General features: G+C 64.4%; 13 protein-coding genes. 4 read left to right on the top strand and 9 right to left on the bottom strand.

What is annotated here, in order from left to right:
• Positions 1–4 precede the first annotated feature (4 nt).
• Genes OHA40_RS16815 through OHA40_RS16850 form a run of 8 tightly spaced genes read right to left on the bottom strand, consistent with a single transcriptional unit; the run spans position 5 to position 5,445 of the window.
• Positions 5–1,663 carry a replication initiator gene (locus OHA40_RS16815; protein ID WP_330233965.1) on the bottom strand — a complete coding sequence of 553 codons (1,659 nt, stop codon included), beginning with the start codon at positions 1,661–1,663 and terminating at the stop codon, positions 5–7.
• Positions 1,663–2,274: a hypothetical protein gene (locus tag OHA40_RS16820; protein WP_330233966.1), complete on the bottom strand. Its 612-nt coding sequence runs from the start codon at positions 2,272–2,274 to the stop codon at positions 1,663–1,665. Before OHA40_RS16820 ends, OHA40_RS16815 begins: the two co-directional genes overlap by 1 nt.
• Positions 2,271–2,462: a hypothetical protein gene (locus OHA40_RS16825; RefSeq protein ID WP_330233967.1), complete on the bottom strand. Its 192-nt coding sequence runs from the start codon at positions 2,460–2,462 to the stop codon at positions 2,271–2,273. The genes OHA40_RS16820 and OHA40_RS16825 overlap by 4 nt, the downstream gene beginning before the upstream one ends.
• The gene (locus OHA40_RS16830; protein ID WP_330233968.1) at positions 2,459–2,785 is read right to left on the bottom strand and encodes a hypothetical protein; all 327 of its coding nucleotides are present in this window, start codon (positions 2,783–2,785) and stop codon (positions 2,459–2,461) included. The genes OHA40_RS16825 and OHA40_RS16830 overlap by 4 nt, the downstream gene beginning before the upstream one ends.
• On the bottom strand, positions 2,782–4,074 hold the full coding sequence (locus OHA40_RS16835; protein ID WP_330234219.1) for an FtsK/SpoIIIE domain-containing protein: 1,293 nt from the start codon (positions 4,072–4,074) through the stop codon (positions 2,782–2,784). Before OHA40_RS16835 ends, OHA40_RS16830 begins: the two co-directional genes overlap by 4 nt.
• On the bottom strand, positions 4,074–4,337 hold the full coding sequence (locus OHA40_RS16840) for a hypothetical protein (protein WP_330233969.1): 264 nt from the start codon (positions 4,335–4,337) through the stop codon (positions 4,074–4,076). The genes OHA40_RS16835 and OHA40_RS16840 overlap by 1 nt, the downstream gene beginning before the upstream one ends.
• Complete coding sequence (locus OHA40_RS16845) at positions 4,337–4,984, bottom strand: DUF2637 domain-containing protein (RefSeq protein ID WP_330233970.1); 648 nt, start codon at positions 4,982–4,984, stop codon at positions 4,337–4,339. The genes OHA40_RS16840 and OHA40_RS16845 overlap by 1 nt, the downstream gene beginning before the upstream one ends.
• Positions 4,984–5,445, bottom strand: a complete 462-nt coding sequence (locus OHA40_RS16850) for a hypothetical protein (protein ID WP_330233971.1) — start codon at positions 5,443–5,445, stop codon at positions 4,984–4,986. The genes OHA40_RS16845 and OHA40_RS16850 overlap by 1 nt, the downstream gene beginning before the upstream one ends.
• A 213-nt stretch (positions 5,446–5,658) precedes the next feature.
• Between OHA40_RS16850 and OHA40_RS16855 the strand changes: the two genes are divergently transcribed.
• Positions 5,659–6,339: a GntR family transcriptional regulator gene (locus tag OHA40_RS16855; RefSeq protein ID WP_330233972.1), complete on the top strand. Its 681-nt coding sequence runs from the start codon at positions 5,659–5,661 to the stop codon at positions 6,337–6,339.
• 58 nt (positions 6,340–6,397) lie between these two features.
• Here the strand turns inward: OHA40_RS16855 and OHA40_RS16860 are convergent, their stop codons facing one another.
• Complete coding sequence (locus OHA40_RS16860) at positions 6,398–7,231, bottom strand: hypothetical protein (protein WP_330233973.1); 834 nt, start codon at positions 7,229–7,231, stop codon at positions 6,398–6,400.
• 563 nt (positions 7,232–7,794) lie between these two features.
• Here OHA40_RS16860 and OHA40_RS16865 point away from each other — a divergent pair.
• The 3 genes from OHA40_RS16865 to OHA40_RS16875 all read left to right on the top strand — a co-directional run bounded on the left by OHA40_RS16865 (position 7,795) and on the right by OHA40_RS16875 (position 9,356).
• Positions 7,795–7,971 (top strand): hypothetical protein, encoded by a 177-nt coding sequence (locus OHA40_RS16865; protein WP_330233974.1) that lies wholly within the window; start codon positions 7,795–7,797, stop codon positions 7,969–7,971.
• 53 nt (positions 7,972–8,024) lie between these two features.
• Positions 8,025–8,411 carry a hypothetical protein gene (locus OHA40_RS16870; RefSeq protein ID WP_330233975.1) on the top strand — a complete coding sequence of 129 codons (387 nt, stop codon included), beginning with the start codon at positions 8,025–8,027 and terminating at the stop codon, positions 8,409–8,411.
• A 291-nt stretch (positions 8,412–8,702) separates the two neighbouring features.
• A complete protein-coding gene (locus tag OHA40_RS16875) occupies positions 8,703–9,356 on the top strand; it encodes a hypothetical protein (RefSeq protein WP_330233976.1) in 654 nt (217 codons plus the stop codon).
• Positions 9,357–10,144 lie beyond the last annotated feature (788 nt).

Below are 10,144 nucleotides of genomic sequence, written 5' to 3' on the forward strand. Positions count from 1 at the left end.
GCCTCTATGCCGCCGTTAGAATTGCCGAAGTTTCTTGTGCCGCTGGTGGACCGGCTGCGAGCATGGCTCTCACGTACTCGGCTCGCCAGGTCTTGCGTTGCGCGATCGCGGCCATGATCAGGTGATCGCGCGGCAGCGCGTTCTGGTCGCCCGGCTGGACCGGCGTCACCCTCAGGTGTGAGGTGTCGGGCTTCTCGATGCCGACCGAGGCGAGCAGTTGCCGAACAAACTCGGCACGGTCGGCTTTGTGGTCGGGAAGGGTCTTGCCCGACCACTGCCGGGAGTTGAGCACCCGGCGACCGGGCAGTCCGAGAGTGCTGCGGCGGTGGGCTTTGCCCTTGCAGCGACCGGGCACGGTCTTGTCGCTGGCGCCCTCCGGGATGATGCCGAAACGCAGCCACACCGCGCACTTCTTCGAACACGGCACATATTGCAGCTCGTTGTGCAGCCGGTCGTAGTGATCGGCGGCCCGCGGGGTCTTGGCTTCCAGGACCTCGCCGATGGACTTGGTGAGGTACTTGGTCATGTAGCCGATATGCCGACTGGATTCCTCGGTGCCGCCGAGGATTCCTTTCGAGTCGACCTGCACCCCGAAGCGGGCGACGTGCGCGGGTTCCCAATTGTCGACCTCGCCGAGGGTGTCGAGTGCGTCTTCGAAGTCGTTCAACGGTTTGCGGGTGGCGGGGTCGACGAAGGTGGCGCGCTTGTGGTCCCAGACCGGCATCTGTTCGTCGTTGCCGTAGACGCGGTCTTCGGCGTCGAAGCGTGGCCACCAGGCTTGGAAGTAGGTGGCGTTGGTGACCTGCTGAATGATCTTGTGGGTGATCGCGCCACGCAACGCGATGTGCAGGTGCGGGGCACCACGCTTCTGCGGTTCGATGGTGCCCCAGTACTGGACGTTGTAGCCCACCACGCGGCGCAGGTTGTCGATCCACCGGTCGACCAGGTTGGAGAAGAACACAACGTCCCGTGCCGCCCGGGTGTAGTCGTAGGTAGCGAAATCGACCGGGGAGCCGTCCGACAGCACCGCCCCATACGACGGGAGGGTGAGGGTGACGAACATGCTGGGCCGGAACCTGCCCGCGAACTGACGGCCGATCGTGGCCTTCGATACCCGCCGGCGTGGCAGGTTCGGCACATCCTGGCGGCGACGCGTCGAACGCACCCGCCGAGCCTTCGCCGGTGGATCCAGCGGTGGCAGACGCTTGCGGAGCCCGGTATCGCGGAGTTCGGCGTCGATACTGGCTACCACCTCAACAATCCCGCTGCGGCTTATGAACTCGGTGTCGCCGTCGGTCTTGGTCTGCTGGTAGTTGTTGAACAGATCGGCTCGTGTCGCCAACAGGGCTTGCTGATGCTCGGTCGGGTCCTTCTTGCGGTCCTCGGGTTCGTCCTCGAGGTGCCAGCCTTCGCGGCACTGGGTCATCCGCAGATACCGCGCCTGTTCGGCACACGCCGGGCAGACCGAGGCGACAGTGGACTTGCAGGGTGCGCCGACGTAGGAGACTTCGAAGGTGCGCGGGTTCTCCACCCGCATCGGCACCGGCTTACGGCACACCTTCTCCTTGTCGGCAAAAGCTTCCGCGATATCCCGGAAATCCGGCAGGCTACGACGCTCGGCCGCAGTCTGCCGGACCGGGACCACATCAGTGGTCGTGTCCATCAGGCCGCCTTCGGCTTGGTCCAGTGATCCACCCGCGGAAGCACGATGGTGTCGGCCAACGCATCCGACTGCCGGAACGCCAACTCGACGGTGCCGGGACCGGTGATGGTGGCGCGGCACTCCATCGCGCCGAACGCGTGCGCAAGATGCTCGGCGCGGTTCTCGAAGTCGGCGGGGCAATGGCCCTCGAGCATCCGCACCCGCACCCGGTCCACCGCCGAACCGATCTCCACATCCAGCAGACGCGGAATGAACCTGCGGTCATCGCGGTCGATGGTCAGGTGGCAGGCCGCCATGAGCTTGGCCCAGCGACGCCGGTACCGGTACCAGGTCAGGAAGCGGGTACGGGCCCGCCGGTTGACCCATCGCTCGAACATCTCCGGGCGCTGACGTTGCCAGAGCATGATCCCCGCGACGGACACCCCGGCAGCCGCAAGGCCCACCGGCCAACCCAGCACCACCCACGCCGTGACGACGAGGGCGAGGGGAACGGAGATCATCGGGAACAGCAGCAGCCACCACAGGCCGATCACGACCCACCACACGGTGTTCAACAGGGCCAGGCCGATCAGGTCGAACACGTCGAGACGAGTGCTTGTCTTGGTGGTCATGCCGCTGTATCCCATCCGTCGTAGCCGTCCAGGTCGGCATCCCAACCGGGCGCGTCGCCGGTCTCGATCAGCAGGTGAACCGCGATGCTCACCGGGTCGGCGCCGCGGCGTTCGAGCTGGCAGCGACGACGAGCCCGGGTATCGATCACCGCATCGATGTCGTCGTGATGAATGGAGCGGACGCTCATGGCAGAGCCTCGATTTCGGGGACGCCGCAAACTTCGCAGGTGCGGGAACGAGTGGACTTGCCCAGCGACCAGAAGGTGGTCTGCCAGGACTCGGGAAACCGGTGGCCGTGTTCGGCACACCGAGCAGTAGCGAGGCAGCCGTCACACAGCACCCGGTCGCCGTCATAACGCCACCCCACGCCAGCGCTACGGGCGTTGATGTAGGCCACGGCCTGGGCGACGGAGTCGAAGCAGATCGCTTCGTTCTCGCCTTCGGTGTAGTGGTCGCCGCAGCCGTCGCAGTAGACGACCACGTGCTCCTCGGTAACGAATCCTCGCTTCATGCCGCTACCGGCCCGTCTGCGTCGCCGAGGTCGTCGGGGTCGAAATTGCTGTAATCCTCAGTGGGACCAGTGATTTCAGGAGCCGGGGCGTAGGCATCCACAATCGCGTCGATGTCCTCATCGGAGACGTAGAACGCGCGCACCCGCACGAACTCCGTGGTGCCATCCTCACCGACGTAGCCGACACCCGGTGTGTGCTCGGAGATCTCGTCGCAGCGTGCGCCACGGTCGCGGGCGCCCTGGCCATGCACCATGGTGGTTTGGGTCGGCTCGTCCAGCCGCAGCCCGATCCGCACCGGGAACAGCTGCCGATTCGGCATCGTCTCCTTCGACGGGTCCTGCAACGCCGCGATCACCGACACACCAACCGCGCGGCCCTGGGATAGCAGAAGTCCGGTCAGCCGCTGGAACTCCTGCTGCTGCTCGCGGTCGGCGTAGGCGGACAGGGCGGCGGCCTCATCGATGATGATCAGGATCAGCGGCTCGTCTGGGGTGGGGACGAGCTTGCGGATACCGGCCTCACGCAGCCGGGCAGCGCGCTCCTGCATCGTGGTGACAGCCTCGTTGAGCATGGCCAGGATGCCTTCGGCGGTCCATTCGAACCGCACCCACAGCCGTTGCCCGCGGCCGAATTCCATGCCGCCCTTCGGGTCAGCCATCCACACATCCACCAGTCCGGCTTTGATGGCCGGACCGAGTGCGGCGATGAGCGACCACAGCACCGAGCCTTTGCCCGAGCCCATCGCGCCAGCAAGCAGGATGTGCGCGTACAGCACCCGCAGCCGCCACGTGTCGAAGTCCTCCGTCACGCCGACCGGCACGGCCTCCAGATCCACCGGACCGGACGAGCCGGGTACCGACGCCGTGTCGGCAAGGGTGTCGTAGACGCGCAGGTCCAAGCGGACGAAACCGGGATCGATCGCCGAAACGGTCACCGAGGGGACCGCGAAGTAGTGGGCCAGCGCATCCCGAGTGTTGTCGTTGGTCCAGTCCTTCATCGACTGGCCACCGAGCATCTGCACCTCGACCGACATGCCGAACGCGGTATAGGTGGCCGAGACGACGTTCGGATAGCCCACCTGCCACGACCCCAGGCCAAGAGCGGGCCACATCAGGGCCAGTTGCGCCGGATCAGTGACAATGAACGCGGCTGTGCGAAGCTCCGGCGGGGCAGCCGCCGCGTGATCCTCCGGGGTCGGGGAACCACCGGCACCGATGCGCCGCCACTGCCACATCAGACCCGTGGCCACGACCGCGCCCGCGGTTACCAGAGTTGCGGTCACAGACATCACGCGACCGCCTTCACCAGATCGACGCGATAGGTGGCGGATTCCTGATCGGCAAGCGCATCGGCGATACCGGCATCCAGCAGTGCCCGGAATGCTTGGGCCTGCTGCACTGTCAGATGCATCCCGCACCCGACACCGCCGAGATTCACCATCACCTTTTCGGCGAAGTAATGGACCTCGAACGACGCGTGATGCACGGCCATCGTCACCAGCACGTCATCATCGGCACCGGTGGTGTGCCTCGGGTAGTACTTCTCGGACATCACATACCCCCAACAGGGACAGCGATCGGCAGCATGGTCTGGGCCGATCGCGAAGAACGAACAGGATGTGCCGGTGCAGTAGGCACCGGACGAAGCTCAGCCACCCGCACCGGCTCAGGGGCAGACTCGGGGAGCGGCTCAGGCTCAGGCACGGACACCGATTCGGGTTCGGGTGTCGGCTGCTCTGCGGCAGGCTCGACCACCGGTGCCGGAGCGGTGTCGGGTGCCGAATCTCGTTGCGCTGCACGGATAAGCAGCGCCAGGCCGTGTGTGTCAGCGAGCAGGGAAATCGGGGCGATCGCGGCCACCAGCGCCGACGCCCACCACGGCAACTCCCGGCCCGCGGCCACCGCGTGCAGTGAATTACCGGCCACGGAAACGACCGAGCCGACGACCAGGACCCCGACGAAGAACCGGCGTTCCGGGGCATTGGCGAGCACCAGCACCCCGAACGTCGCCAGCAGGATCGTGCCGTCCACGATCACCGGGAACAGCCACGCATCCCGCGCCGGGATATGCGCCAGCACCGCCAGATCCTTCAGCGTCGCGAAGGACAGCCGGAACGCGGCCGCGCCGACCGCGATGATGATGACCACGGCGGACCAGCGCGCAAGACGCATCCCCGCCGACTGATCCGCCGCACTCATCACGCCGCCTTAGAACCGGCCGGACGCGCCGCACCCGGATCAGCCGGAGGCTGCTTCGCGCCGGAGTTGTCGCCCTTGATCCCGGTCGCGCGGATCGACCAGCCGATCGACTTGAACTCACCCGAACCGGCGATCTTCGGCTTGATCTGCAAGCCCTCCAGCTCGATCGGCGTCATGCCCGGCACGATCTCCGCCGCAGCAGGAACCGGCTGCACATCCGACACGAAGACCACGTCGTAGCTGGAGTTCCTCGCCCCCGAGCCCGCCGGATCGGTGATCGTGCCCTTCCACAACCGCTTACCGGTGCCGTTGCCCTCGTTGTCCAGATCGACCTTCTGCCGCTTCGGCGCGTTACGGTCCGAGCTGAACTCTGTCACCGCCTGGATCTCACCCAGCAGGAACACACCCTTCGGAAACGCCTCACGAAACTCCGGGGTAAACCACACATCCTTGAGTGCCATCGCTCAATCTCCTTGTCGCCACGTACTTGTCAGGCTGTCGCCGTATGCACCCTCTGTGCATACGCAACAGCGTATACACAGCAGCGTATACGCACAAGGGTTTGCGTATACGCAGTTGTGAGAGGGCCTGGCAGTGCACGCGCGTAGGTTGGAGATGTGCGTATACGCAGTTGCGTATCATCAGCACGGTCGCCGACGAAGAGGAGTGAGCACATGAGTGAGCCTGCGTACGTTTCCATCGCGGGAGAGATCGCGCGGGACATCCGCAGCGGCGCTTTACGTGCACGGACGCAGTTGCCGAGCTATTCCGAACTTGCCAAGCAGCACGGTGTGTCCGAGATCGTCATCCGGAAGGTCATCGACCTGTTGTTGCGCCAGGGACTCGTCTACACCATCGAACGCCGGGGAACGTTCGTCGCGGCTCGCCCGACACTGGTTCGTGTCTCTCCGGAACGGCAGATGGAAGACCCCGAGGTCACCTTCGGCAACGAGGCAGCGGGGGGCGAGGAGGAGGTTCGTATCGAACGTGAGTCGTCTACGGCGCCCGCCGATGAGGAGCTTGCCGCATTGCTCGGCATCGCTCCAGGCGACGATGTCGAACACATCATCACGATGGCATCCGAGCAGGGGCGACCGATCTCGATCTCAGACAGCTATCAACGGCCGGGTACGGACGTGACAGCTGCCGCAATCCTTGAGGAGACACTCGCCGACCGGCCTCCGGTGCCGACACACGCCGTATGGCTCGAGGTGCCGTCCGGCGAACTCGTGAAGGCAGTCCATCAGCGCTTCCTCAAGGCCGACGGTCAAGTGCTCATGGTCTCGGACGTGTCATACCCACGGGACCGCTACGACTCGTTCGTCTTCCGGATGGCGCTCGACTCCCAGCCCTGACTCAGAGCAATCCGCGTGGCCCGGTCGCACCAACGATCGGGCCACGCTTCGTTTCGGCCTAACCGCGGCGAACCCAGCCTTGCGCCACATCAGCAAGGTTCCACCACGAGACAAACTGCGTGTCTTGTGATTCCAGCGTCCAGCGGTTCGACAGCTGGTCGAAGAACGCATCGTCACCGGTCTTGCCGCCCTTTGGTTCGCCCACGTAGATCAGGCGCCGACCTCTTCGCGTCTCGAACAGCTCCAGCGCTTTGGACGCCATCGGGTCACCCCATCCGGGAGGCCAACACAGGAAGAGCACCGAGTCGCCATTCAGCTCTGCTTCGAACTCATCGAGACCGCCGACTGGATACCACGCGTCGCGTTGACCTTCCGCCGCCGGAAATGACGCATTCGCCACCTTGTCCGGTGGCTCGGAGTCGAAAGCCCGTACGGCTACGTCGACATCGGCGAGCAGCCCTGCCCAGTAGCCGCGGCCCGCACCCAGCTCGACAACGGTACGTCCTTCGCTGAATGTCTTTGCCCAGTTGAGCGTCTCCGGGGATGGGATCGCATAGGCGTAGGCACTCTGCAAGATCGTCTGGACGAAGCCCAGTCGAACGCTACCGTTCGAGCTTCCGCCGTTGACGACCCGTCGTTGCCCATCCAGTCCGACGGAAGGCCCCACGATGTCCCAGTACGGATTCCCCGAGACCGACCCCCCGCCGGTCATGTAGTGCACGAACCTCAGGTCGAACGCCGCATCCGCCTCAGCATTTCCCGTCCCAGACAGCATCGGCGCAGTATCCAGGTAATCGGCCACCCTCGGGTACTCCGCCTTAAGCCGCGGCTCGTCCCCGAGCAGTTCGGCCAGTTCCGTTCGACGCTCCGGCGTCAGCGCGAGACCAGTCATACACTCGATTCTCCGTACGCGCCTTGCCTTATGCGAGTTGTTGCCGAATTTCGCCATACAGGATCAAGGGCGGCGCTGGCGCGCCGCCTACGCGGCGCACCGCGCCGCGACGCGCAACCGCCGGCCTCCGCAGGCTGCGGCAGGCGGGCGCGTCGGTGCGTTGCCCCGCGTTTGGCGACGTGGCAGAACGCCCCCTGTTCCTGTCTGGCCGCTTTCTCAACGTCCTCGCAGTGCTGGGCACGACGGGAGCCGTACCCGACTTACCTCCCGCAGCCCTGCACGAATCCGCTGGCACTCTGCCCGGTCCACCGGCTGTGGTCCTGTGGAGCTCCGGACGAGTTCACGAGCAGGTCACCGCAGTCAGCCGAGCGGGGCCCCGCCGGATCGCCAGTTCCTCTCCGGCCGTGGCGGTCTGACTGATCCGAGGGCTATCACGCCACCAACGGGCATCAAGAGCGCCTACGGCGTCACTACGTGATCGGCATCCGCCGACTCTTGACACCCGCCGGAGCCGTGATCGAGACGCCCTCAGCCAGACCACCCCAACCGGAGAGGAACCGAAGATGAACGTCACCGAGCCCACCACCTGCCAGCTTCGCGGATGCGACAACCCCGCCGCGGTCCCGTTCCTCTACGAGTACCCCACCCACGGCGAACAGCAGGAAATCCGGTGGCGCTGCCACCAATGCGACGCCCAGATCCGCCGCAACATCGAGACGATGACCCGGTACCCGTACTGACCCGGAGGGGGGCTTCGGCCCCCTTCCTTGGCGGCTCGGAATACCATGCCCGCGTGGCAGAAACCATCGTCGTCGCGCTCGTTGCTGGCGTATTCGCCTTGGTCGGTGGCGTGATCGGATCAATCGGCGCACCTTGGACGAACTGGGCGATTCAGAAGCGCAAGGACGACCGTCAACATCAACGTGACCTAGTCGACAAATGGCGTAACGGAATCGCGGAGCTGGTGAGCGGCCAAGAGGCCAATGGCCTGTCCTGGTACGAGTCCCTTCGCCCGCACCTCAGCGCCGAGCTGATCAGCAAGATCGAGCCCGGATACGGTAATCGCGTCATAGGAATCCCGATCAATCCAGACCGAGACCACGCACGGCCACCCGAGATCCGAGAACTCTTGGCGACCGTCGACCAGCTTGAGAAGGAATGGGGCCTGTCCGGGCGATAGCTTCAAAGCCGCAGAGGCCGTGGCGAATTCACCCGCGCCCTTCGGTCGCGTGGCCCTGCTGTGTGGTGGCCTGCATTGTGTTCACGCGCCCCTCCAGCGTCAAGAGCGCCTACGGCGTCACTACGTGATGGCTATCGCCACCCTTGACCCCGGAGCCTCTACGCGCGAAAGGCAGGCCGATAAGGGGCAGGCGCAGCCAGCCCGCCATAGGTGCAGACCACCGCACATCAGGGCCAACCCCGGATGATGCACTCGGAACCAAACAGGCGGACCGGCAGCTAATCTTCTCGCATGAGCGCGATCTCAGACTTCTTCACCCAGCCGGGGTTCTGGTGGGGTATGCCTACTGGCGCGATTATCTCCGGCCTTGGGGCGGCTTCCATCGCCGCTTGGAGTGCTCGCAAGAGCGATGAGCGCAAGGGAGCTCAAGAAGACAAGGTCAAGGCCCAGGAGAGGGACGAGAAGAACAAGCAACAGACGCGGGAGGAGTGCCTCAAATTCTCCGACACGGTTGCGGAAGCCATGTCGAAGATGATCGACAGCAAAGGTGCGTTCAACATCATCCGAGACACCGTGGCGGGAGCCGAGACCCGGCTGGACGACAAGCTGGAACTTGCTCAGACGGCTATGGCGGAGGTCCAGAAAGTCGGGGTCGCTCTGACACGTCTTCAGATGACTGCTCCGGCCTCCATCCTCGACAAAGCCGTCGAATGTCAGTACGCAGTGCAGACGATTGCTCAGTCGATCACCGATCCGCTCAAGTATCAGGCTGCGTTCAAGGCGGCAGGCAAGGCGTTCGATGGATACAAGAACGCCTTCAGAACGTACGTCGATCTCGATTCGTACAGCGCCCCGGAAGCGAGTCGTGCTGCCAAGAGCTACATAGAGGTATTGAAGAAGCAGGTAGACGACTACATCGCCGAAGCCCGTCAGGCTCGGACGTAGCGCCTGCGTCGCAGCAGAGCTCCAACCGTCACGGGTGCTCAGGCCGTCGCACGCCCGGAACGGCCCAGATCGGCCGAGAAGTAGCAAGAAACTATACCCAGTTCAGAGGCACTTTCTGCACTGAACTACCCGGCGGCCAGAATCCCGCTGCAAGATTCTGGACATCTTCGAAGCCGATGACGCCCCGCAGTGGCACCAGGACCGGTCGTCCTGCCGGGCAGACACGAACCAGGCCAACAGGACTCGCGGCTTCACGACTGGCCCGAACCAACCTCCGTACCGCACAGCCATATTGCGCAACGTACGACCGAAGTCGGGAAAAGCCCCTGACTGGTGTCAGAGAAGCTTTCGTACCGAAGCGCGGCGGGTAACTGTCGTCTATCACGAAGTGGGCGGTACTTTGCGGTTTGCGCCCTTGAAGAATCCCAGGCAAGCACCCAGAGTGCATCCCGCTTGGTTCCAATCCGTCAGCAGACCTACTACAACTGCCAACGCAACACTGACCCCCATGGCAAGCAAGGGGTGCACAACCGGCTCAGAATCGGGGCTTTCTGGATAGGGGCGGCGCTGTGCGGACGAGTGTGAAGCGGGCATGACGGTCCTGTCCGTGGGTCGTAATACTCATGAAGTCGCTGCCTCCGCGTGTCCTCAGACGGAGGCAGCACCCGTTTGGAATCATCTGAATTGCCAAGTGGGTCAGAGCTATTGGACCACGTATTCGGCCGTGTTGCCATCACCAACATCCCCCAGGAATGTGACGCATCGGTTCCGGAAACGGAGGTATTCGC

This window comes from Nocardia sp. NBC_00508, assembly GCF_036346875.1.
Lineage (GTDB): Bacteria > Actinomycetota > Actinomycetes > Mycobacteriales > Mycobacteriaceae > Nocardia.

Bases quoted from the DNA above. Each gene is read 5' to 3' on its own strand.
- OHA40_RS16815 (WP_330233965.1), bottom strand. From the start codon at position 1,663: ATGGACACGACCACTGATGTGGTCCCGGTCCGGCAGACTGCGGCCGAG.
- OHA40_RS16820 (WP_330233966.1), bottom strand. From the start codon at position 2,274: ATGACCACCAAGACAAGCACTCGTCTCGACGTGTTCGACCTGATCGGC.
- OHA40_RS16825 (WP_330233967.1), bottom strand. From the start codon at position 2,462: ATGAGCGTCCGCTCCATTCATCACGACGACATCGATGCGGTGATCGAT.
- OHA40_RS16830 (WP_330233968.1), bottom strand. From the start codon at position 2,785: ATGAAGCGAGGATTCGTTACCGAGGAGCACGTGGTCGTCTACTGCGAC.
- OHA40_RS16835 (WP_330234219.1), bottom strand. From the start codon at position 4,074: ATGTCTGTGACCGCAACTCTGGTAACCGCGGGCGCGGTCGTGGCCACG.
- OHA40_RS16840 (WP_330233969.1), bottom strand. From the start codon at position 4,337: ATGTCCGAGAAGTACTACCCGAGGCACACCACCGGTGCCGATGATGAC.
- OHA40_RS16845 (WP_330233970.1), bottom strand. From the start codon at position 4,984: ATGAGTGCGGCGGATCAGTCGGCGGGGATGCGTCTTGCGCGCTGGTCC.
- OHA40_RS16850 (WP_330233971.1), bottom strand. From the start codon at position 5,445: ATGGCACTCAAGGATGTGTGGTTTACCCCGGAGTTTCGTGAGGCGTTT.
- OHA40_RS16855 (WP_330233972.1), top strand. From the start codon at position 5,659: ATGAGTGAGCCTGCGTACGTTTCCATCGCGGGAGAGATCGCGCGGGAC.
- OHA40_RS16860 (WP_330233973.1), bottom strand. From the start codon at position 7,231: ATGACTGGTCTCGCGCTGACGCCGGAGCGTCGAACGGAACTGGCCGAA.
- OHA40_RS16865 (WP_330233974.1), top strand. From the start codon at position 7,795: ATGAACGTCACCGAGCCCACCACCTGCCAGCTTCGCGGATGCGACAAC.
- OHA40_RS16875 (WP_330233976.1), top strand. From the start codon at position 8,703: ATGAGCGCGATCTCAGACTTCTTCACCCAGCCGGGGTTCTGGTGGGGT.